The following is a 22,811-nucleotide window of genomic DNA, read 5'->3' on the forward strand; positions in this document are numbered from 1 at the left end:
CCGGGCGAGTCGAGGCGCCCGGCAGTAAGCCTAGACCCTGAGCAGCAGATGCTCCCGCTCCCAGGAACTGATCACCTGGAAATAGGCACGATGCTCGGCGCGCTTCACCGCCAGGTAGCTGTGGGTAAAGCGCTCACCGAGGATATCGGCCAGGGGCTGGCAGTCGTGCAGCAGGTCCAGAGCCGGACCGATATCGTCGGGCAGCTTGTGGCCGCCGGACCAAGCGGAGCCGGTCATCGGCGGGCGCGGCTCCAACTGGCTGAGCATCCCCAGGTAGCCGCAGGCCAACGAGGCCGCCATCACCAGGTAGGGGTTGGCGTCGGCGCCGGCCAGGCGGTTCTCCACACGGGTCGCCTCGGGCGACGAGACCGGCACCCGCAGCCCCACCGTGCGGTTGTCCATGCCCCACTCCACGTTGATCGGCGCCGAACCGCTGCTCTCGGTGCGCATCAGGCGACGATAGGAGTTGACGTTGGGGGCCAGCAGCGGCATCACCGCCGGCAGGTACTTCTGCAGGCCGCCGATGAAGTGGTGGAAGAGCCGGCTGGGCTGGCCGTCGTCGCCGGCGAAGACGTTATGCCCGTCCTTGGCGTCCAGCAGGCTCTGGTGGATATGCATGGAGCTGCCCGGCTCGTTGGCCATGGGCTTGGCCATGAAGGTGGCGTACATGCCGTGGCGCAGCGCCGTCTCGCGCAGGGTGCGCTTGAACATCACCACCTGGTCGGCCAGTGCCAGCGGGTCGCCATGCTGGAAGTTGACCTCCATCTGACCCGCCCCCTCTTCGTGGATCAGGGTGTCCAGGTCGAGATTCATGGCCTCGCAGTAGTCGTACATCTCCTCGAACAGCGGATCGAACTCGTTGACCGCATCGATGGAGAAGGACTGACGGCTGCTCTCCTGGCGCCCGGTACGGCCGATGGGCGGCTCCAGGGGGTAGTCGGAGTCGGTGTTGGTCTTGACCAGGTAGAACTCCACCTCGGGGGCGATCACCGGGGTCCAGCCACGCTTGGCATAGAGCTCCAGCACCCGCTTGAGCACATGGCGCGGCGCCAGTTCCACCGGCTCGCCGGTCAGGTAGTAGCAGTCGTGGATGATCTGGGCGGTGGGATCCTCGGCCCAGGGCACCAGGAAGACGGCCTTGGGATCGGGCACCAGCTCCATGTCCCGCTCGGCGGGATTCCAGAAACGGATATCCTCGTCATCGGGATAGCCCCCGGTGACGGTCTGGATGAAGATCGAGTCGGGCAGGCGCGGTCGCCCGCCATTGAGATACTTGCCGGCGGGCATGATCTTGCCCTTGAGGATGCCGGTCAGGTCGCTGACCAGGCACTCCACCTCGGTGATACCGTGATTCTGGAACCAGTCGTTGAGGAGCGGCTGCTCCTGTCGGTTACTCATGGGTATGTCCTTGCTCATGGTAAGGCGGCCCCCGGCGCACCGGGGGCCGTCCGCTCAGCGTGACTGAACCTCCGACCAGAGCTGCTGGAAGATCTGCAGGGACTCGCCCTCCAGGCTCGGCGTGAAGCGCAGGCGTGCCATGTCATCCTCGCTGGGCTGCACCGGCGGCACGGTCAGCACCTCATCCAGGTAAGGCTCGGCGGCGGCATTGGGGCTGGCGTAGTAGTTGTAGTTGGAGAGCTGGGCGCCCACCTCGGCATCTAGGATGAAGTCGATAAACTTGTGGGCCATGTCGGGATTGGGGGCCTCGGAGGTGATCATCATCGAGTCCACCCACATCTCGGCCCCCTCGTCGGGGATCATGAAGTCCAAGGTTTCGAAGGACTCCGGGTCCTCGTCCTTGAAGAACAGGTAGTCGCCGTTGTAGGAGAGCCCGATATGGGTCACGCCGCGGGCCAGCTGCTGCAGCGCCGGGGTGCCGTCGGTGAAGCCGCTGAAGGTATCGCGCCCCTTGGTCTCGATCAGCAGGCGGGCGGCCTCCTTCCAGCCCTCGGGGTCGGTGCAATCGTAGCCGTGGCCGAGGTAGGCGCAGGCGCCACCCAGGCTGACCTGACCGTCCCCCATCAGCGCGAAGGGATGGTCCGGATTGACCTCGGGGTCGAACAGCAGCGACCAGCTCTTGGGCGCATCGGGGAAGGTCTCGGTGTTGTAGACCACCCCGGTGGTGCCCCACTGGTAGGGGGCGGTGTACTCGGCGCCCGGGTCGAACACCGGGTCCTGGAACTGCTCCATGACGTTGGCGAAGTTGGGAATCTTCGCCTTGTCGAGCTTCTGCACCAGGCCGGTCTCGATCAGCCGCGGCACATAGTAGTTGGAGGGCACGATGATGTCGTACTGGGAGACACCCCCGGCCTGGAGCTTGGAGAGCATCTCAGGCAGCGAGTTGAAGTAGTTCTGCACCACCTCGACGTCGTACTTCTCCTCGAAGGCCTCGATGATCTCGGGGTCCATGTACTCGGTCCAGTTGAACAGGTAGAGCTTGTTCTCCTGGGCCTGGACGCTGCTGGCGAGCAGCGCGGCGCCGACGGACAGGGCAAGTGCGGTCTTGTTGATTGTCATGATGACTCTCCTGGTTTCCCCGTGGAGTGAGGTGCCGGCTCAGGCCTGCCGGCGACGGCTGAACATCAGGCTGATGATGGCGGCGATGGCCACTGCGCCGATCATCAGGGTAGCGATGGCGTTGATCTCGGGCGACACCCCCTTCTTGATCGCACCCCAGATGTAGATCGGCAGGGTCGCGCTCTCCGGCCCCGCGGTGAAGAAGCTGATCACGAAGTCATCCACCGACAGGGTGAAGGAGAGGAAGAAGGCCGAGATCAGCGCCGGCTTGATGGTCGGCAGCATGAAGTGGATCACCCGCTTGGCCGGCGTGGCATAGAGATCCTTGGCCGCCTCGAAGAGCGTCGGGTCCAGACCCACGAAGCGCGAGTAGACGATCAGCGCCACGAAGGGGATCTGGAAGGTGACGTGGGCGATGATCATGGTGCCCAGGCCCGGCTGGAAGAGCCCGGTCAGGCGGTGGATCTGCACAAAGAAGGCCATCTCCGAGATGCCGAAGACGATGTCGGGCAGCACGATGGGCAGGTAGATCAGCACGATCAGCCAGCCCAGCTTGCGATGCCGGTGACGGTACATGCCGTAGCCGATCAGGCAGCCGACGCCCAGTGCGATCACCGAGGAGACGATGGCCAGCACCATGCTGTTGGCGAAGGCCGAGAGGATCTCCTCGTTGCCCAGCAGCCGCTCGTACCAGCGCAGCGAGAAGCCGGTAAAGCGTGCCGCGCTGTTGGAGGCGTTGAAGGAGAACAACATCACCACCGCCAGCGGCAGGTAGAGGAAGGCCAAGGTGAACCACCAGAAGCCGGTCAGGCCTCGCTTGAGCGTGCGCTTTCTCATATCACCACCTCCTCGCCGCCACCCAGGCGCTTGCCGATGCGACGCATGGCGTAGAGCCCGATGAAGGTGGCGATCAGCATCAGGATCGCGCCGGCCGCCCCCAGCGGCCAGTTGGCGCCACCGGAGAACTGGTTGGCCACCAGGTTGCCGAGCATCATGCCCTTGCCGCCGCCCAGCAGCTCGGGGATCACGTACATGCCGAAGGCGGGAATCGCCACCAGCACGATGCCGGCCAGCAGCCCCGGCAGGGTCTGGGGGAACACCGCGTGCCAGAAGGCGCGCACCGGCGAGGCGTAGAGGTCCTGGGCGGCCTCCACCTGGGCGGTATCGAGTTTCTCGAAGGCGGCGTAGAGCGGCAGCACCATGAAGGGCAGGAAGTTGTAGACCAGGCCCAGGGTCACCGCGAAGTTGGAGGGATAGAGCCCCATGTTGGGGGCGATCCACCCCAGACTCTCGGCCAGACCGGAGAGCGGGGTGCCCGGGGCCAGCAGGTTCATCCAGCCGAAGGTGCGGATCACCTGGTTGGTCCAGCTGGGTACCACCACCAGCAGCAGCATGATCGGCCGCCACTTCGCGCGACAGGTGCTGATGTAGTAGGCGATGGGGTAGGCGACGATCACCACCAGGCCGGTGGAGACCAGGGTCTGCCACAGCGAGCGCAGCAGGGTGTAGAGGTTGCCCGGGCTCCAGCCTAGGAAGCCGAAGCCCGCCAGACGCCGGAACGATTCCAGCGACAGCGGCATCTCCGGCAGGCCGTAGGGGCCATTGGTCATGAAGGCCACGCCCATCAGGTAAGCGCTGGGCAACACCAGAAAGATGATGATCCAGGTCGCCCCGGGGGCGACGGTGAACAGCAGGTGGCGACTCTCGCGCACCATGGCCCGGCTGCGGGCCGTCGGGGTCACGCCGGCGTAGGACATGGGAGACTCCTCATTCGCTCAGGGTGACCAGGTCTTCCGGGGCCACCTTGACGGTGACCCGGTCGCCCACCTCGGGCAGGCGCCGTCCACGGTTGTTCAGCGTGGCCTGCAGCGTGGTCTCGCCCACCTCCAGGCGATACTCGGCGTGGCTGCCGCGATAGAGCCGCTCGCTGACGGTGGCCGGCAGCTGGTTCTCACCGGCCTGCTCACCGGGCAGCAGGTCCAGGGTCTCGGGGCGGATCAGCAGCAGGTCGCCCTCCCCGGCCGCTTCGGCGGTAAGCTCGCCGAGCGACGTGGTCAGGCGGTCGCCGTCGCGGGCACTGATCGGGTAGAGGTTGTCATGACCCATGAAGCGTGCCACGAAGGCGTTGGTCGGGTGCTCGTAGACCTCCCGGGGCGGGCCCACCTGCTGGATCACTCCGCCGTTGAGCACGGCGATGCGGTCGGACATCACCATCGCCTCCTGCTGGTCGTGGGTGACGAAGACGAAGGTCATGCCCAGGCGCTTCTGTACCCGCAGCAGCTCCACCTGCAGCTGGCTGCGCAGGCCGGCATCCAGCGCCGAGAGCGGCTCGTCGAGCAGCAGCACGTCGGGCTCGTTGACCAGCGCCCGGGCCAGGGCGATGCGCTGGCGCTGGCCGCCGGAGAGCTGGTCGACGCGGCGGTCCACCAGGTCGCCCAGCTTGATGAATTCGGCGATCTTCGCCACCCGCGCCTCGCGCTCCCCGGGGGGCATGCCACGCATCTTGAGGCCGAAGGCCAGGTTCTCGCGCACCGACAGGTGCGGGAAGAGCGCATAGGACTGGAACACGGTATTGACGCTGCGCTTGTGGGGTGGCACCTCGGTGACGTCACGGCCGCCGATGGCCAGGCGCCCGTCATCGGCCTCCTCCAGCCCGGCGAGGATGCGCAGCAGGGTGGTCTTGCCGCAGCCGGAGGGGCCCAGCAGGGTGAAGAACTCGCCGGCCTCGATGACCAGATCGACGCCGTCCAGGGCCACGGTGTCGCGCCCGAAGCGCTTGTGCAGCCCCTGCATCTCGATGGAGGAGGCCTCGCGAGTCGACTCGGCGGCCTCGGCTCGCGAGGCCTCGGCGGCATCCAGGGTCAGGGTATCGTTCATGGCGTTGCTCTCTGTTGTTTTGGTGTCTCGCCGGCTCGTCACAGCCGGTCGCGCAGCTTGTAGAAGGTGGTCGCCAGTACCAGCAGCGGGGTGCGCAACAGGGCTCCCCCCGGGAAGCGTCGATGAGGCATGGCGGCGAAGGCGTCGAAACGCTCGGCCTGTCCGGCGATGGCCTCGGCCATCAGCCGCCCGGCCAGCCCCGCCAGGGCCATGCCGTGTCCGGAATAGCCCTGGGCATAGTAGATATTGCCGCCGAGGCGGCCGAAGTCCGGCGCACGATTGAGCGTGATGGCCACGTCGCCACCCCAGCGATAGTCGATGGAAATGCCCTCGAGCACCGGGAAGAGCCGCGCGATCTTGGCGTCCATGCGCGCCTGGATGCCCTTGGGCTCGCGGCCGTCGTAGCTCACCTCGCCGCCGTAGATGAGGCGACGATCACCGGAGAGGCGGTAGTAGTCGAGCACGAAGTTGGCATCCGACAGGGCGTCGTTGTGGGGCAGTACCTGCGCCGCCTGGTCCTCGCTGAGCGGGGCGGTGGCGATCATGTAGTTGGCGGCGCGCATCACCCGCCCCCCCATTTCCGGCACCAGCCCCGCCTGGTAGGCGTTGATGCCCAGCACCACGAAATCGGCGGTGACCCGCCCGGCGGCGGTGCGCACGCTGGCCGGCTGGCCACGCTCGATGGCCACGGCGGCGCTCTGCTCGTGGATGACCACCCCGGCCTCGCGGGCGGCGCGGGCCAGACCCAGGGTATAGTTGAGCGGGTGCAGATGCCCGGCAGCGGACTCATGCAGGGCGGCCGGGTAGGCGTCGGTGACCACCCGCTCGCGCAGTGCCTCGCCCTCGAGCATCTCCAGATCATGGTAGTCATAGTCCCGGGCCATGCGCTCGCGATGCTCGGCCAGTTCGCGCACATGGCGCGGCTTGACCGCCGCGTGCAGGTAGCCCCACTGCAGGTCGCAGGGGATGGCGTGGCGCTCGACATGCTCGGCGGTCAGGCGTACCGCCTCGCGACTGAGCTGCCAGATATCGCGGGCCCGCTCACGCCCCAGGGCCTTCTCCACGGTGGCCATGTCGGTGCCCAGCCCCGGCAGTATCTGCCCGCCGCTACGCCCCGAGGCGCCGTAGCCGATCTCGCCGGCCTCCAGCAGCACCACCGAGTAGCCACGTTCGGCCAGCTCCAGCGCAGCCGAGCAGCCGGTGATGCCGCCCCCCACCACGCAGACATCGGCGCGTACCTCGCCCTCGAGGGGCGGGCAGGCGCCGAGGTCGACGGCGATGGAATCGCGGTACCAGGAGATCGGCGGTGAGGCGTGGTCGGTCATGCGGGCTCCCCGGGGTTGGGCGCTGGGCGCCGGTGGCCATTGTCGTTGTTGTGAAGACGGGTGCTGCTGGGAATCAGTTTGACACCAGGCGACGCGTGGATGTCAAGTATTCAATAACAACGCCCAATCGATACGACACCCTTGCCGAGGCGCCCAGGCAACCGGCCCTGGCATCGCCACTGCGCCATGAAGGGCCGTACGTCGCGATCGGACAGGCGCTCGGCGCGGCGAGCCAAACGTCAAGAAATCACGATCACGATGTCGTCACGGGTTTGCCACAGGTGACGCAGGCAGGATCCCGCGGCACGCCGAAGCGACGCCACTCGCCGCTCAGGCCGTCGAAGGTGGAGAGCCCCCGATGGGGGGTGCCCGCACCGCTGAGCAGCTTGATCGCCTCCAGTGCCTGGAAGCTGCCGATCAGCCCCACCAGAGGCGCCACCACGCCACTCTCGGCGCAGGAGAGCGCCGCGTCGCCCTGACCATCCGGGGGATAGAGACAGGCATAGCAGGGGCAGTCGGGATCACGGGGGTCGAACACCGCCAGCTGACCCGAGAAGCGGATCGCCGCGCCCGAGACCAGCGGCACCCCGGCCGCGTGGCAGGCGGCGTTGATGGCGTAACGGCTGGAGAAGCGGTCGGTGCAGTCGAGCACCACGTCGGCGGCGGCCACCGCCGCGGCCATGCTCTCGCCCTCCAGATGCGTCGTGCGCGTCTCGATGCGACACCCCGGGTTGAGCGCCTGCGCCGCCTCGCGGGCCGACTCGGCCTTGTTGCGCCCCAGGTCCGCCTCGCCGTGGGCGATCTGGCGCTGCAGGTTCGAGAGCTCAACCTCGTCGGCATCGGCCAGGGTCAGCCGCCCGACACCGGCGGCGGCCAGGTAGAGGGCCACCGGCGACCCCAGGCCACCGGCGCCGATCACCAGAGCGTGGCCGGCAAGCAGGCGCTCCTGGCCCTCGATGTCGATGGCCTCGAGCATGATCTGGCGGCTGTAGCGCAGCAGGTCGCGGTCGTTCATGGGGGGATTCACTTGCTGTCGAACTCCTCGATATCGGGCACGTGGAGGGAGAACTCCTCCTTGACCTCCTCCATCACCACGTAGCTCTTGGACTCCTTGACCCCCGGCAGGGTCAGCACCACGTCGCCGAGCAGCTGGCGATAGGCAGACATCTCGGGAATGCGGCACTTGAGGATGTAGTCGAACTGCCCCGAGACCAGATGGCACTCCTGGATCTGGGGCAGGCGCGCCACGGCGCGGCGAAACTCGTCGAACACGGCCGGCGACTGGGTCTCCAGGCTGATCTCCACGAACACCAGCAGGTTGGCCTTGAGCGCCCGGGGATCGAGCACGGCACGGTAGCCGCGAATCACCCCGGCGCGCTCCAGGCGCTTGACCCGCTCCAGGCAGGGGGTGGTGGAGAGTCCCACCTGGCTGGCGAGGTCGACGTAGGAGATACGCGCGTTCTCCTGCAGGCAGCGCAGGATCTTGAGGTCGATGCGGTCGAGGGAGCGGGACTTGGCTTTCATTGTAATGGGTGGCACCGGTCGGAAGAGTCATGAGCGCCGCCGCAACAGCAGAATCGACTGCTAATCACCCTGCATTACGGCAGCTGACGGAAATATCATCTGCCGAAGGTGTACCACAGCCTCGCATCCACGGCTATCAACGCTTGGTATGACTCACGCCGGCCGACGCCCCAGGCTGATGCGCTCATGGCCGGCGAGGTCGCGGCGGCTGGCCACCTCGGCGTAGCCCGCCGCGAGGAGTGCCTCACGCACCGCCTCGGCCTGGCGAAAACCATGCTCCAGTAACAGCCAGCCGCCGGGAAGCAGGTGCTCACGTGCCGCCCCCGCTAGGTGGCGCAGGTCGGCCAGGCCCTCGCCACCGGCAACCAGCGCCGAGCGCGGCTCGAAGCGCACGTCGCCCTCGGCCAGGTGCGGGTCGTCCGCGGCGATATAGGGGGGATTGGAGACCACGAGGTCGAAGCGGGCATCCTCGTCCTGCCCGGCCAGGGCGGCGAACCAGTCGCTCTCGCCGAACACGGCGTTCTCCAGGGCGTGGCGCGCGGCATTTTGTCGCGCCAGGGCCACCGCCTCGGGGCGGATATCCAGGCCCAGCACGCGCCAGCCGGGGCGTTCGCTGGCAAATGCCAGGGCGATGGCGCCGCTGCCGGTACCCAGGTCGAGCAGCCGCCCGCCAGGCGCCGTGGCCAGGGCCAGCGCCGCCTCGACCAAGGTCTCGGTATCGGGGCGCGGAATCAGGGTGCTTGGGTCGGTGGCCAGGGTAAGCCCCCAGAACTCGCGCTCACCGGTGAGATAGGCCACCGGCTCTCCCGCCATGCGGCGCGCCAGCAGCGCCCGAAAGCGCTCTGTCGTCTCGCCGTCGGCGTCGCGGTCGCCCCAGGTGTAGAGCCAGGTGCGCTCGACACCCAGCACATGGCAGAGCAGTACCTCGGCATCGAGGCGGGCCGACGGCGAGCCCGCCGCAACCAGACTCGCCGCGGCCTCGGCCAGCAGGGCGTCGAGGGTCACTCTCCCGCCCGCCACCTCAGGCCTCCTGCTGCAGGGCGGCGAGCTGTTCGGCCTGATACTCGTGGATCAGCGGCTCGATCACCTCATCGAGGTGTTCGCCGCCGATCACTTCGGCGAGCTTGTAGAGGGTGAGGTTGATGCGGTGGTCGGTGACCCGCCCCTGGGGAAAGTTGTAGGTGCGGATGCGCTCGCTGCGATCCCCGGAGCCCACCAGGGAGCGCCGGGTATCGGCCTGCTGCTGGCGCTGGCTGTCCACGGCGTGCTGCTTGAGGCGGGCGGCGAGCAGCGACATCGCCTTGGCGCGGTTCTTGTGCTGGCTGCGCTCCTCCTGGCACTCCACCACCACGCCACTGGGCAGGTGGGTGATGCGGATGGCGGAGTCGGTGGTGTTGACGTGCTGGCCGCCGGCGCCGCTGGAGCGGAAGGTGTCCACGCGCAGGTCGCCCGGATCGAGGTCGATGTCGCCCACCGCCTCCACCTCGGGCATCACCGCGACGGTGCAGGCGGAGGTGTGGATGCGCCCCTGGGACTCGGTGGCCGGCACGCGCTGCACGCGGTGGGCGCCGGATTCGAACTTGAGCCGGGCGTAGGCCCCCTCGCCCTTGATGCGCGCGATGACCTCCTTGTAGCCGCCCTGCTCGCCGTGGCTGGCGCTGATCACCTCCACCTTCCAGCCGTGCTTCTCGGCGTAGCGGGAGTACATGCGGAACAGGTCACCGGCGAACAGCGCCGCCTCGTCGCCACCGGTACCGGCGCGCACCTCGAGGAAGACGCCACGGCCATCGTCGGGGTCTTTCGGCACCAGCAGGCGCTTGAGGGTCACCTCCAGGGCGTCACGCTTCTCGCGACTCTCGGCCAGCTCGAGCTCGGCCAGCTCGCGCATCTCGGGGTCACTGTCGGAGGCGAGCTGTGCAGCGTCCTCGATATCGTCCTCCACGGCGCGATATTCCCGCCACGCCTCCACCAGGGACTCGAGCTCGGCATATTCTCGTGAGTAGTCGCGGAAGCGGGCCTGGTCGCCGATCACCTCGGGCTCCGCCAGCAGGGCGGCGAGCTCCTCGAAGCGCTCGCCGAAGGCGTCGAGACGCGCACGCAGGGAAGCTTTCATGAATCGGTCCTATCGGGTCTTGTCGGGGGTCGCCTCGAGCAGCAGCACGCTGGCCGCCTCGAGCAGGTCGTGGCGTTCTGCGGAGGCGGCCTCGCGCAGCGCCACGGTGGGGCCGTGCAGCAGCCGGTTGGTGAGCTGGTGGGCCAGGCGCCGCACCACGGCCTCGGGATCCTCGCCGCGACCGAGCCGCGCCAGGGCCTGCTCCAGGGAGTGGTCGCGCTGCGCCTCGCCACGGGAGCGGTAGTCATGGATCAGCTCGCCGCCGCTGCGGATGCGACGGTCATGCAGCCAGGCGCCCACGCCGTGCTCGATCAGCGACTCCGCCTGGTCGGCGGCCACCTGGCGGTGGCGGCGGTTCTCCGCGATCACCTCCTGAAGGTCATCCACCGTATACAGGAAGATGTCGGCCAGCTGGCCCACCTCGGGCTCGATGTCCCGGGGCACGGCGATATCAACCATGAAGATCGGCCGATGACGGCGCTTCTTCAGCGCCCGCTCCACCATACCCTTGCCGAGGATCGGCAGTGGGGCCGCGGTGGAGGAGATGACGATATCGGCATCGACCAGGGCGTCGGGGATGGCATCCAGGGTGATCGCCCGGCCACCCAGTGGCGCGGCCAGAAGCTCGCCGCGCTCGCGGGTGCGGTTGGCCACGGTAAGCTGGCTGACGCCCGCCTCCACCAGATGGCGGGCCACCAGCTCGATGGTCTCGCCGGCGCCGATCAGCAGCGCCCGGGCGCGGCCGAAGTCATCGAAGATGCGGCTGGCCAGGCTCACCGCCGCATAGGCCACCGACACTGGGTTGCGGCCGATGCCGGTCTCGGTGCGCACCTGCTTGGCCACGGCGAAGGTGTGCTGGAACAGGCACTCCAGTTCCTTGCCCAGACCACGCCCCAGGCGACTGGCCTGGTAGGCGTCCTTGAGCTGGCCGAGGATCTGCGGCTCGCCCAGCACCATGGAGTCCAGCCCCACCGCCACCCGCATCAGGTGGCGGGCGGCGTCGTTGTCCAGGTAGTGATAGGCGCACTTCGAGAGGTCATCGACCGGCAGGCCGTGAAAGCGGCCCAGCCAGTCCAGGATGGCCACCTCCCCTTCGGGCTCGGTCACGCAGTAGAGCTCGGTGCGATTGCAGGTGGAGAGGACGGCCGCCTCCTTTACCTCGGGCAGGCCACGCAGTTCGCCCAGCGCAGCATCCAGCTCGGCGGGGTCGAAGGCCACCTGCTCGCGCACCTCCACGGTGGCGGTTCGGTGATTGATTCCAAGGGCAAGCAGCGTCATGCGTCGGGCATCTTGAACGTGGGGTGTGCGGCCATTACGGCCTCGCGATCGAGGCGCCAGGATTCTATCACAGCCGAAAGGCGAAGGGCGCACCCCACCGCTGCGCCTTTGCCCACGCCGGCCGAGCCGTTATGCTGAGTCCACCGCACCGCAAGCGAGACCCCCATGGCCCGCGCCCCGCTTTCCCTGTTATCCCTGCCTCTGGCGATGCCGGCACTGGCCCTGTTGCTGGCCGGCTGTCAGGCGTGGCCGCTGGCCGACGACGAGGCCTCGCTGATGGAGGACCCGCTGGCCGGTGCCCCGCCCATCGAGCGCGGCCTCGACGCCGAAGGTCTGGCCGGGCTGCTTACCGCGGAGCTGGCCGGCCAGCGCGGCGACTACCAGCGCGCCGCCGAGGGTTACCTCTCTGCCAGCGAACGCTACCGCAACGCCGGCCTCGCGGAGCGCGCGGCCCTGGCCGCGAGCTTCGGCAACGAACGCGAACTGCTCGATCGTGCCGCCCGGGAGTGGCAGGGGCTCGCACCCGACAGCCCCGCTCCGGCGCGACTGCTGGCTGGTCTCGCCGTGCAGCGCGGCGACTGGGACGAAGCGTTGCGCCAGCGACTCGCCCTGGTTCGGGAGGGCGGCGACAGCGAGATCTCGTCGCTGGTCGAATCCGCCCTGGCTGCCAACGCCGACCCGACCCCGCTGCTGTCCAGACTGCGCGACTACCTGGCCACGGCGCCTGAGGATGCCCGCCGCCATGACGCCGAGCTCGCCACCGCAATGCTCGAGGTGGCCGTCGGAGAGACCGACGCCGCCGAACGACGCCTGGAGCGTCTCGGTGCCCGAGCCCCGGAGCTGCCGGCCCTGTGGCTGACCCGTGCCCGTCTGGCCCAGGAGGCGGACGACCCGCGAGCCGCCCGCAGCGCCGCACGCCGCGGCCTCGAGGTCTCGCCCGGCGATGCCCGCTTCATCCTGCTGCTGGCCCAGAGCGAGCTGCGCCTGGGCAACGTGGCCGCCGCCGAGGCGCAGACCGATGCCCTGCTCGAGGAGCACACCGGCGATGCCGCGCTGACCATCGGCCTGGCTCGCCTCTACCTTGATGAAGGGCACCTCGAGCCGGCGCGGCGTCTGCTGCTGCCGCTCGTGGAGTCCGTCGAGCCCCCCGCCGACGCCTTCCTGCTGCTCGGCGACATCGCCCGTGCCGAGGGCGAGATCGACAACGCCCTGCTTTATTACCGCCAGGTGCCGCCGGAGGAGGGGTTCCTGCTCAGCCGGCTGCGTGCCGCCGAGATGCTGGTCGAGGACGACCGGTTGGACGACGCCCGCCGCTTCCTGCGCAACGAGCGACTGCGCCACGATGACTGGTTCAGCGACCTGGTGGCCCTGGAGGTGGAGCTGCTCGATCGCGAGGATCTCGGCGAAGAGGCCGACGCCCTGCTCGACCGCGAGCTGGCACGCACTCCCAACGACGAGCAGCTGCTCTACCTGCGCGGAATGCGCGCCTGGGAGGCAGGCGACCTTGCGGGCATGGAGCGTGACCTGGAGCGGATCATCGAGCGCGCCCCCGACAACGCCATGGCCCTCAATGCACTGGGCTACACCCTGGCCGACCAGGGACCCGCATCACGCCTGGCGGAAGCCCGCGAACTGATCGAGCGCGCCCATGCCCTCGAGCCCGACAACCCCGCGATCCTCGACAGCATGGGCTGGTTGCATTATCGCGAGGGCGACCCCCAGGCTGCCCTGCCCTGGCTGGAGCGCGCCTATCGCGCCATGCCCGACCAGGAGATTGCCGCCCATCTGGCCGAGGTGCTGTGGGTGCTGGACCGCCGCGATGAGGCCCGCGAACTGGTCGGCGAGGCTCTCGAGCGCTTCGACGAACGCCCGCTGATCGACGACCTGCTGCAACGCCTCCCGGGGATTGCACCCCGATGACACGACCACCCGACCATGAGACCGCCATGCGACGCAGACACCCGCTTCGACTCACCGCCGCCCTGCTGCTGATGGCCCTGGCCGCCGGCTGCGCCCGCCAGGCTCCGCTGCCCGAGGGGGAGCGAGCCGCTGGTCAGTGGCAAGCCCAGGAGTCACGCATCGAGTCGCTGGATACCTGGCAGCTGGCCGGCAAGGCCGGGCTGCGCACCCCCGAGGACTCCACCAGCGCCAATCTCGACTGGAGCCAGCACCCTCACTATTATCGCCTGCTGATCAGCGGCCCCTTCGGCGGCGGCCGCACTACCCTTGAGGGCCGCGAGGGGCGCTTCTCGCTAACCAACGCCGAGGGGCGCTTCGAGGCCGAGACTCCCGAGGCACTGATGGAGCAGCAGCTGGGCTGGTCGCTGCCGCTCGGCGCACTGTCGGACTGGATCCGCGGCCTGCCCGGCGACGCCAGCGACTATCGGCTTGAGGAGGACGAGCTCGGCTTCCCGGCCCGCCTCGAGCAGGATGGCTGGGAGGTCAACTACCGCGACTGGATCCATACCGACGGCCTGTGGCTGCCACGCCGCCTGGTGATGACCTACGACGAGCTGCGGGTGACCCTGGTAGTCAACGACTGGCGCCCGGTGGTCGACGATGCCTGAACACGGAGCCGCGGGGACGACGCTCGACCTCCCCGCTCCCGCCAAGCTCAACCGCATGCTGCATATCACCGGGCGCCGCGCGGACGGCTACCACGAGCTGCAGACGCTGTTCCAGTTCCTCGACCATGGCGACACCCTGCACCTGACCCGGCGCGAGGATGGCGAGATCCGTCTGATGCCGGAAGTTGCCGGTGTGCCCCATGAGCACAACCTGATCGTGCGCGCGGCGCGTCGGCTCCAGGCCGAAAGCAACTGCCCACTGGGCGCAGACATCCGACTGGAGAAACGCCTGCCCATGGGCGGCGGCCTGGGCGGTGGCAGTTCGGACGCCGCCACTACCCTGCTCGGCCTCGACGCCCTCTGGGGACTGGGACTGTCGCTCGACCACCTCGCCGAACTGGGCCTGGCGCTCGGTGCCGATGTGCCGGTCTTCGTGCGCGGCCACGCCGCCTGGGGCGAGGGGGTCGGCGAGCGCCTCACCCCGGTGGACCTCGACACGCCCTGGTTCGTGGTGGTCCACCCCGGCATCGAGGTGGCCACCGCGGCGGTATTCCAGGCCCCCGAATTGACACGTCACACCCCCCCGATTACCATGGCGCGCGCCCTTCAGGGGGGAGCGTCACGCTGGCGCAACGACTGCGAGTCCACGGTCAGGTCACTCTATCCGTCGGTAGCCGCAGCCCTGGACTGGCTGGCGCAACGCGCACCGACCATGCTCACCGGCACGGGTGCCTGCGTCTTCGCCAGCCTGGCCAGCGAGCAGGAAGCCGACCGGCTGCTGGCCGAGATCGACGGCCGCTGGCAGGCCTTCAAGGCCCGCGGGCTGAACCGCTCTCCGCTGCATGACGTTCTGGATCGCTGATCGCACCCGATCCGAACCCCCGATGACCCAACACACTGCATAGGTGGCTGCGCGTGTCAAAATTGATGGTTTTCGCCGGGAACGCCAATCCCGAACTCGCCCGCAAGATCGCCGAGAGTCTGGACACCCGCCAGGGCAACGCCACGGTAGGACAGTTCAGTGACGGCGAGATCGCAGTCGAGATCAACGAGAACGTGCGCGGCAAGGACGTCTTCGTCCTGCAGTCCACCTGTGCGCCGACCAACGACAACCTGATGGAGCTGATCCTGATGATAGATGCCCTGCGCCGGGCCTCTGCATCGCGGATCACCGCCGTGGTGCCCTACTTCGGCTATGCCCGTCAGGACCGTCGCGTGCGCTCCGCCCGGGTGCCGATCTCGGCCAAGATCGTCGCCGACATGATGGTCAAGGCCGGCGTCGACCGGGTGATGACCATGGACCTCCACGCCGACCAGATCCAGGGCTTCTTCGACGTGCCGGTGGACAACGTCTACGGCTCGCCGATCCTGCTCGACGACATCGAGCGCCAGAACTACGAGAATCTGGTGGTGGTCTCCCCCGACGTGGGCGGCGTGGTGCGCGCCCGTGCCATCGCCAAGCAGCTCAACGCCGACCTCGCCATCATCGACAAGCGGCGTCCCGCGGCCAACCAGGCCCAGGTGATGCACATCATCGGCGAGATCGAGGGCCGCAACTGCGTGGTGGTGGACGACATGATCGACACCGCCGGCACCCTGTGCAAGGCCGGCGAAGCACTCAAGGACCACGGCGCCGAGCGTGTGGTGGCCTACGCCACCCACCCCATCCTCTCGGGCCCGGCGGTCGAGAACATCGTCGGTTCGGTGCTCGACGAGGTCGTCGTCACCGACACCATCCCGCTCTCCGAGCCCGCACGCCGCAGCGGCAGGATCCGCCAGCTAAGCGTGGCCGGGCTGATCGCCGAGGCGATCCGTCGGGTGAGCAACGAGGAATCCGTGAGCGCCATGTTCCACTGAGGGCAACCTCGGCAACAGGCGCCGGAAAGCGCCCTTCGGGGCATCCGGAAGCGTCAGGGCTCTGGTCGCGGTCCCTGACGCTTTCCTACTTCAAGCAAGAGGCAATTCCATGTCCGATTTTACTCTCAACGCCAGCGTTCGTAACGACCTGGGGAAAGGTGCGAGCCGCCGCCTGCGTCGTGCGAACGAGCAGGTTCCCGCCATCATCTATGGTGGTGAGAAGGAGCCCCAGCCGATCGCCGTCGAGAAGTCCGCCTTCTACAAGGCGATCGAGGAGGAGTCCTTCTTCTCCTCCATCCTGAACCTGGTGGTCGACGGCAAGAGCGAGCAGGTGGTGGTTCGTGACCTGCAGCGTCACCCCTTCAAGCAGCTGGTCACCCACGCCGATTTCCTGCGTGTGGATGCTACCCACGAGATCACCCTGAACGTGCCGCTGCACGTAGTGGGCGAGGACAAGTGCAAGGGCATCAAGGATCAGGACGGCGAGCTGCACGTGCTGGCCAACGAAGTCCAGGTGAGCTGCCTGCCCAAGGATCTGCCCGACTATCTGGAAGTCGACATCTCCGAGGTCGAGCTGGGCACCACCCTGCACCTCTCCGACCTGAGCCTGCCGGCCGGTGTCACCCTGGTCGACCTGACCCATGGTGAAGACCACGACAACGCCGTGCTCAGCATCGCCAAGCCGAAGGTGCGCGCCGAGGAAGACGAAGGCGAAGCCGCCGAGGGCGAGGAAGAGGGCGAGAAGGGCGAGGAGTGATCCTCACCTGCTCAGGGGCCGCGCCTGGCGCGGCCCTCCTGCTGATGATCAAGCGCCCCGGCGCTTGATTTTTTTTGGAGGTGAAACATGAGTCAGGTCAGAGCAATCATCGGCCTGGGCAACCCCGGTGCCGACTACGAGGCCACCCGTCACAACGCCGGAGCCTGGCTGGTGGAGGCGGTGGCACGACGCGCCGGTGGCGAACTGCGCGCCGACCGCAAGTTCCTGGGCCTGCATGCCAGAGTCCAGTTCGAGGGGCGTGACCTCCACCTGCTCAACCCCACCACCTTCATGAATCGCAGCGGCGGTGCGGTGGCAGCACTCTGCCAGTTCTTCAAGCTGGCACCGGATGAGCTGCTGGTGGCCCACGACGAGCTGGACCTGCCCCCGGGCAGCGCCCGCTACAAGACCGGCGGCGGCCACGGCGGCCACAACGGCCTGCGCGACATCATCAGCGCCCTGGGCAACGAACGCGGCTTCCATCGCCTGCGCCTCGGCATCGGTCACCCCGGGGACTCGCGCCAGGTGACGAACTATGTGCTCGGGCGCCCCGGCAAGGCCGAGCATATCGCCATCGAGGCCGCCATCGACGAGTGCCTGGCCACCCTGCCCGACGCCCTCGACGGAGAGTGGGCCCGGGCCATGAACCGGTTGCACAGCTTTTCCGCCTGAGGCCGAAAAGCCAGCCGCAAGCTCGAAGCTCGAAGCTCGAAGCTCGAAGCTCGAAGCTCGAAGCTCGAAGGCATCATGATCTGCCAGCGCAGGCGCAATGGCCCTTCTTCCAGCTTCCAGCCGCGAAGCGGCGCTATTCCAGCTTATAGCTTGCCCTCCAGTCGGGTAGAATGGTCGCCACTTTCCACTCGCGAACACGCTTTCCAGGACACTCCCATGGGTTTCAACTGCGGTATCGTCGGCCTGCCCAATGTCGGCAAGTCGACCCTCTTCAACGCCCTGACCAAGTCCGGCATCGACGCCGAGAACTTCCCCTTCTGCACCATCGAGCCCAACGTCGGCATCGTGCCGATGCCCGATCCGCGTCTCGACAAGCTGGCGGAGATCGTCAAGCCCCAGAAGGTGCTTCCCACCACCATGGAATTCGTGGATATCGCCGGTCTGGTCGCCGGTGCCTCCAAGGGCGAGGGACTGGGCAACAAGTTCCTGGCCAATATCCGCGAGACCCAGGCCATCGCCCATGTGGTGCGCTGCTTCGACAACGACAACGTGATCCACGTCGCCAACCAGGTCGATCCGCGGGCCGATATCGAGATCATCAACATGGAACTCGCACTGGCCGACCTCGACACCGTGGAACGCGCCATCCAGCGCCTGGTGCGCGTGGCCAAGGGCGGCGACAAGGAGGCCATCGCCACCAAGGCGATCCTCGAGCGCATCCAGCCCCATCTCGCCGAGGGCCTGCCGCTGCGCAGCTTCGGCCTGAACGACGACGAGAAGCACCAGCTCAAGGGGTTCGGCTTCCTGACGCTGAAGCCCACCATGTACATCGCCAACGTCAACGAGGATGGCTTCGAGGAGAACCCCTATCTCGACGTGGTCAACGAGATCGCCGCCGAGGAAGGCGCCGTGGTGGTGCCGGTATGCAACCAGCTCGAGGCCGAGATCGCCGAGCTCGACGACGAGGAGCGTGCCATGTTCCTCGACGAGATGGGCATGCAGGAGCCGGGGCTCGACCGCGTGATCCGCGCCGGCTACGCCCTGCTCGGCCTGCAGACTTACTTTACCGCCGGGGTGAAGGAGGTGCGCGCCTGGACCGTGAAGGTGGGTGCCACCGCCCCCGAGGCCGCCGGGGGGATCCACACCGACTTCCAGAAGGGCTTCATCCGCGCCGAGGTCATCGCCTACGACGACTTCGTCACGCTGGGTGGCGAGCAGGGTGCCAAGGACGCCGGCAAGTGGCGGCTGGAGGGCAAGGAGTACATCGTCCAGGACGGCGATGTGATCCACTTCCGCTTCAACGTGTGAGCCCCTCCTCGACTCCCCCGAGACTCACGCCCCCGGCACGCCACCGGGGGCGACTGCGTTGAGGCGTCGTGACCGCTACCGCGGCAAGGACTCCCCCGCCATGCCCGGTGCGTGCCACAATAGGATCATTGCCCCGACGACAAGGAGAGCTGCCATGCCCTGGAAGATCGACAAGCCCGACGCCGAATGGCGCGAGCAGCTGACCCCCGAACAGTACCGCGTTACCCGCGAGAAGGGCACCGAGCCGCCCTTCAGCGGCGACTGCCGGGTCACCGACGAGCACGGCATCTACCACTGCGTCTGCTGCAACGCTCCGCTGTTCGAGAACGAGCACAAGTTCGAGGCCGGCTGTGGCTGGCCGAGCTTCGATCGGCCCATGACACCGTCATGTGTGGAGGAGCATCTCGACACCACCCACGGCATGCGCCGCACCGAGGTGACCTGCGCGCGCTGCAGCGCGCACCTCGGCCATGTCTTCCCCGACGGCCCCGCCGACACCACCGGCCTGCGCTACTGCATCAACTCCGTGGCGCTGGACTTCCACGCCGGAGAATAGCCATCCATCCCATCCTGCCGCGGGCGCGCATCTGCTAAGATGGGCGGCCGAATCTTTTGAAGGCAGGAGAGGTCCATGCTCGGCTGGTACCCGGGACACATGAACAAGGCGCGGCGCCAGATTACCGAGGCGCTGCCGGAGATCGACGTGGTGATCGAGGTCCTCGACGCCCGCTTGCCCTACTCCAGCGCCAACCCCATGCTCGCCGAGCTCACCCGCCACAAGCCGGTGCTCAAGATCCTCTCCCGGGCCGACCTGGCCGACCCGGAGCGCACCCGTGAGTGGGTGGCCTATTTTGACGCCCAGCCCGACATGCGCGCGCTTGCCGTGACCACCACCAACGCCCGCGAGCTCAAGCGCATCCCCAAGCTCTGCCACGAGCTCGCCGGGGCGGTCCGCGCCGACCGCGACGTGCGGGTGATGGTGATGGGCATACCCAACGTCGGCAAGTCGACCCTGATCAACGGCCTGGCCGGCAAGAGCATCGCCAAGACCGGCAACGAGCCCGCGGTGACCAAGCGCCAGCAGAAGGTGCGCATCGGCGGGCGCGTGGCGCTGATCGACACCCCCGGGGTGCTGTGGCCCAAGATCGAGGACCAGGCCAGCGCCTACCGCCTGGCGGCCAGCGGTGCCATCCGCGACACTGCCATCGACTATGTGGACGTTGCGGTGGTCGCCGCCGCCGAGCTGGCCCGCCGCTACCCTGAGGCCCTCAAAGCCCGCTACAAGCTCAAGGCACTGCCCGATTACCGGGCCAACCCGGAGGCCGCGCGGGTCGAGGCCGACGGCCCGCTGCGCGTGGACCTGCTGGCCGTGGCCGGTTTCGACGGCCACGCCATCCTGGCCGATATCGCCGGCCGGCGTGGCGGCCTGCGCCCCGGCGGCGAGGTGGACCTGCATCGCGGTGCCGAGGTGCTGCTGCATGAGCTGCGCGACGGCAAGCTCGGCCGCCTGACCCTGGAGAACCCGGCAGACATTCCCCCGGAGCCCATCATCGAGCCGAACGGCGCCGATGACGCCGAGTCCCCGCACGACGCATAATCCTATCGCCCTCGCCGACCTGGACACCGAACGACATGGATACCACCCCGATCCGCAAATCGCACAAGCTGCACAACGTCTGCTACGACATCCGCGGCCCGGTGCTCGACCACGCCAAGCGCCTGGAGGAGGAAGGCCAGCGCATCCTCAAGCTCAACATCGGCAACCCTGCCCCGTTCGGCTTCGAGGCGCCCGAGGAGATCCTCCAGGACGTGATGCGCAACCTGCCCACCGCCCAGGGCTACTGCGACTCCAAGGGGCTCTACTCGGCGCGCAAGGCGATCATGCAGGAGTGCCAGCGCCGGGAGATCCCGGGCGTCGGCATCGAGGATATCTATATCGGCAACGGAGTCTCCGAGCTGATCGTGATGGCCCTGCAGGCGCTGCTCAACGACGGCGACGAGGTGCTGATCCCGGCCCCCGACTACCCGCTGTGGACCGCGGCGGCCAACCTCGCCGGCGGCCACGCCGTCCACTACCGCTGCGACGAGCAGGCCGACTGGGCGCCGGACCTGGACGATATCCGCGCCAAGATCACCGCCCACACCCGGGCGATCGTGATCATCAACCCCAACAACCCCACCGGTGCCGTCTACCCGCCGGAAGTGCTGCGCGAGTTGCTCGAGATCGCGCGCCAGCACGACCTGGTGGTGTTCTCCGACGAGATCTACGACAAGATCCTCTACGACGACGTGGAGCACGTCTCCACCGGGGCACTCGCCGGCGAGGACCAGCTGGTGGTGACCATGAACGGGCTCTCCAAGAGCTACCGCTGCGCCGGCTTCCGCTCCGGCTGGATGATCCTCTCCGGCAATATCGCCAAGCAGCGCGCCGCCGACTTCATCCAGGGACTGACCATGCTCGCCTCGATGCGCCTGTGCGCCAACGTGCCGGCGCAACATGCTATCCAGACCGCCCTCGGCGGCTACCAGTCGATCAACGACCTGATCCTGCCGGGCGGGCGCCTGCTGGCCCAGCGCGATATCACCCATGAAAAGCTCAACGCCATCCCCGGCGTTTCCTGCGTGAAGCCCAAGGGCGCGCTCTACGCCTTCCCGCGCCTGGACCCCAAGGTCTTCAATATCCAGGACGACCAACGGATGGTGCTCGACTTGCTGCTCCAGGAGAAGATCCTGCTGGTCCAGGGCACCGCCTTCAACTGGCCCGAGCCGGACCATGTGCGCATCGTCACCCTGCCCTGGGCCGACCAGCTGGGTGATGCCCTGGACCGCTTCGCGCGCTTCCTGTCGCGCTACCGCCAGTAGCGGCGCTTGAAACCCGCAGCGCCTGGCCGTATCTAAGCAACAGCTTGACCACGCCGCCCGTCCGGGCGGCATCCTTTCGATGATCGATGGAGATCCACCGACATGATGCGAATCCTGCTCTTCCTGGGCACCAACCTGGCGGTACTGCTGGTGGCCAGCATCACCCTGCGCCTGCTGGGCGTGGAGAGCTACCTCAGCGACCAGGGGATCAACTTCCAGAGCCTGCTGATCTTCTGCTTCATCTTCGGCATGGCCGGCTCGATGATCTCGCTGTTCATCTCCAAGTGGATGGCCAAACGCAGCACCGGCACCGTGGTGATCGAGACGCCCTCCAACGCCACCGAGAAGTGGCTGGTGGACACCGTGGCGGAGCTGGCAAGGGATGCCGGCATCAAGACCCCGGAGGTGGGCATCTTCCCGGCCCAGCAGTCCAATGCCTTCGCCACCGGCTGGAACAAGGATGACGCCCTGGTGGCGGTCTCCGCCGGGCTGCTCAACCGCATGCGTCCCGAGGAGGTGCGCGCGGTTCTGGCCCACGAGATCGGCCACGTGGCTAACGGCGACATGGTCACCCTGGCGCTGATCCAGGGCGTGGTGAACACCTTCGTGATGTTCTTCGCCCGGGTGGTGGCCCATCTGGTCGACGGCTTCCTGAAGAGCCGCAGCGACGGCGAGGGCGGCCTGGGCTTCATGGGCTACTTCGCGGTGGTCATGGTGGCCGAGATCGTCTTCGGCATCGCCGCCTCGGCCATCGTCGCCTGGTTCTCGCGCTTCCGCGAATATCGCGCCGACGCCGCCGGCGCCAAGCTGGCCGGCTCCGGCGCCATGATCAACGCCCTCGCTCGCCTCAAGGGCGAGACCGAGCTGCCCGACCAGATGCCCGACACCCTGCGTGCCATGGCCATCACCAAGGGCCAGACCCGCTCGCTGGTGGAGAAGCTGTTCGCCAGCCACCCGCCGCTGGATGATCGCATCCGCGCACTGAAGGAGGCGGCCTACCGCGAGTAACGACGATCCGCGGCGGGCCTACCCGCCGCTGTTCTCTGTACGGCCGCATCCGCGCACTGAAGGAGGCGGCCTACCGCGAGTAACGACTGACTCATGAGCGACACGCAGCGGGCCCGCCGATTGGCGGGCCCGCTGCGTTTCACCTC

The 22,811-nt window shown here is 67.8% G+C and carries 22 protein-coding genes; 11 read left to right on the plus strand and 11 right to left on the minus strand.

What is annotated here, in order from left to right; translation table 11 throughout:
- Positions 1–30 precede the first annotated feature (30 nt).
- The 11 genes from ACJ7IV_RS10540 to hemA form a co-directional block, all read right to left on the minus strand.
- The gene (locus ACJ7IV_RS10540) at positions 31–1,398 is read right to left on the minus strand and encodes a glutamine synthetase family protein (RefSeq protein WP_483864344.1); all 1,368 of its coding nucleotides are present in this window, start codon (positions 1,396–1,398) and stop codon (positions 31–33) included.
- Between the two features lie 54 nt (positions 1,399–1,452).
- Positions 1,453–2,517, minus strand: coding sequence for an ABC transporter substrate-binding protein (locus tag ACJ7IV_RS10545; RefSeq protein ID WP_483864345.1), 1,065 nt, complete (start codon positions 2,515–2,517; stop codon positions 1,453–1,455).
- 39 nt (positions 2,518–2,556) lie between these two features.
- A complete protein-coding gene (locus tag ACJ7IV_RS10550; RefSeq protein ID WP_161432431.1) occupies positions 2,557–3,354 on the minus strand; it encodes an ABC transporter permease in 798 nt (265 codons plus the stop codon).
- Positions 3,351–4,274, minus strand: a complete 924-nt coding sequence (locus ACJ7IV_RS10555) for an ABC transporter permease (RefSeq protein WP_483864346.1) — start codon at positions 4,272–4,274, stop codon at positions 3,351–3,353. Before ACJ7IV_RS10555 ends, ACJ7IV_RS10550 begins: the two co-directional genes overlap by 4 nt.
- A 10-nt stretch (positions 4,275–4,284) precedes the next feature.
- The gene (locus tag ACJ7IV_RS10560; RefSeq protein ID WP_483864347.1) at positions 4,285–5,394 is read right to left on the minus strand and encodes an ABC transporter ATP-binding protein; all 1,110 of its coding nucleotides are present in this window, start codon (positions 5,392–5,394) and stop codon (positions 4,285–4,287) included.
- Positions 5,395–5,432: 38 nt separating this feature from the next.
- Positions 5,433–6,719: an NAD(P)/FAD-dependent oxidoreductase gene (locus tag ACJ7IV_RS10565; protein WP_483864348.1), complete on the minus strand. Its 1,287-nt coding sequence runs from the start codon at positions 6,717–6,719 to the stop codon at positions 5,433–5,435.
- Positions 6,720–6,972: 253 nt separating this feature from the next.
- The gene (locus ACJ7IV_RS10570; RefSeq protein ID WP_483864349.1) at positions 6,973–7,734 is read right to left on the minus strand and encodes a HesA/MoeB/ThiF family protein; all 762 of its coding nucleotides are present in this window, start codon (positions 7,732–7,734) and stop codon (positions 6,973–6,975) included.
- An 8-nt stretch (positions 7,735–7,742) separates the two neighbouring features.
- Positions 7,743–8,243, minus strand: a complete 501-nt coding sequence (locus ACJ7IV_RS10575; RefSeq protein WP_161432435.1) for an Lrp/AsnC ligand binding domain-containing protein — start codon at positions 8,241–8,243, stop codon at positions 7,743–7,745.
- 153 nt (positions 8,244–8,396) lie between these two features.
- Entirely contained in the window at positions 8,397–9,248 is an 852-nt protein-coding gene (gene prmC, locus ACJ7IV_RS10580) for a peptide chain release factor N(5)-glutamine methyltransferase (protein WP_483866576.1), read from the minus strand.
- Between the two features lie 16 nt (positions 9,249–9,264).
- Positions 9,265–10,356, minus strand: coding sequence for a peptide chain release factor 1 (gene prfA, locus ACJ7IV_RS10585; RefSeq protein WP_483864350.1), 1,092 nt, complete (start codon positions 10,354–10,356; stop codon positions 9,265–9,267).
- Between the two features lie 9 nt (positions 10,357–10,365).
- Positions 10,366–11,634: a glutamyl-tRNA reductase gene (hemA, locus tag ACJ7IV_RS10590; protein ID WP_483864351.1), complete on the minus strand. Its 1,269-nt coding sequence runs from the start codon at positions 11,632–11,634 to the stop codon at positions 10,366–10,368.
- 165 nt (positions 11,635–11,799) lie between these two features.
- Here hemA and ACJ7IV_RS10595 point away from each other — a divergent pair, with 165 nt between their 5' ends.
- From ACJ7IV_RS10595 to htpX, 11 genes are all read left to right on the plus strand, one after another.
- On the plus strand, positions 11,800–13,554 hold the full coding sequence (locus ACJ7IV_RS10595) for a tetratricopeptide repeat protein (RefSeq protein ID WP_483864352.1): 1,755 nt from the start codon (positions 11,800–11,802) through the stop codon (positions 13,552–13,554).
- Between the two features lie 26 nt (positions 13,555–13,580).
- Positions 13,581–14,201, plus strand: coding sequence for a lipoprotein insertase outer membrane protein LolB (lolB, locus tag ACJ7IV_RS10600; RefSeq protein WP_483864353.1), 621 nt, complete (start codon positions 13,581–13,583; stop codon positions 14,199–14,201).
- Positions 14,194–15,063: a 4-(cytidine 5'-diphospho)-2-C-methyl-D-erythritol kinase gene (gene ispE, locus ACJ7IV_RS10605; RefSeq protein ID WP_483864354.1), complete on the plus strand. Its 870-nt coding sequence runs from the start codon at positions 14,194–14,196 to the stop codon at positions 15,061–15,063. Before lolB ends, ispE begins: the two co-directional genes overlap by 8 nt.
- 53 nt (positions 15,064–15,116) lie before the next feature.
- Positions 15,117–16,058, plus strand: a complete 942-nt coding sequence (locus ACJ7IV_RS10610; protein ID WP_483864355.1) for a ribose-phosphate pyrophosphokinase — start codon at positions 15,117–15,119, stop codon at positions 16,056–16,058.
- 109 nt (positions 16,059–16,167) lie between these two features.
- Positions 16,168–16,815 carry a 50S ribosomal protein L25/general stress protein Ctc gene (locus tag ACJ7IV_RS10615; RefSeq protein WP_483864356.1) on the plus strand — a complete coding sequence of 216 codons (648 nt, stop codon included), beginning with the start codon at positions 16,168–16,170 and terminating at the stop codon, positions 16,813–16,815.
- An 87-nt stretch (positions 16,816–16,902) separates the two neighbouring features.
- On the plus strand, positions 16,903–17,487 hold the full coding sequence (gene pth / locus ACJ7IV_RS10620) for an aminoacyl-tRNA hydrolase (RefSeq protein ID WP_483864357.1): 585 nt from the start codon (positions 16,903–16,905) through the stop codon (positions 17,485–17,487).
- 216 nt (positions 17,488–17,703) lie between these two features.
- Positions 17,704–18,795 carry a redox-regulated ATPase YchF gene (gene ychF / locus ACJ7IV_RS10625; RefSeq protein ID WP_483864358.1) on the plus strand — a complete coding sequence of 364 codons (1,092 nt, stop codon included), beginning with the start codon at positions 17,704–17,706 and terminating at the stop codon, positions 18,793–18,795.
- A 154-nt stretch (positions 18,796–18,949) separates the two neighbouring features.
- Positions 18,950–19,351 (plus strand): peptide-methionine (R)-S-oxide reductase MsrB, encoded by a 402-nt coding sequence (gene msrB, locus ACJ7IV_RS10630; RefSeq protein WP_213313021.1) that lies wholly within the window; start codon positions 18,950–18,952, stop codon positions 19,349–19,351.
- 75 nt (positions 19,352–19,426) lie between these two features.
- Entirely contained in the window at positions 19,427–20,392 is a 966-nt protein-coding gene (ylqF, locus tag ACJ7IV_RS10635) for a ribosome biogenesis GTPase YlqF (protein ID WP_483864359.1), read from the plus strand.
- A 35-nt stretch (positions 20,393–20,427) separates the two neighbouring features.
- The gene (locus ACJ7IV_RS10640; RefSeq protein ID WP_483864360.1) at positions 20,428–21,657 is read left to right on the plus strand and encodes a pyridoxal phosphate-dependent aminotransferase; all 1,230 of its coding nucleotides are present in this window, start codon (positions 20,428–20,430) and stop codon (positions 21,655–21,657) included.
- Positions 21,658–21,759: 102 nt separating this feature from the next.
- A complete protein-coding gene (htpX, locus tag ACJ7IV_RS10645) occupies positions 21,760–22,665 on the plus strand; it encodes a protease HtpX (protein ID WP_483864361.1) in 906 nt (301 codons plus the stop codon).
- The last annotated feature ends 146 nt before the right edge of the window (positions 22,666–22,811 follow it).

This window comes from Halomonas sp. C10-5, from assembly GCF_057169305.1.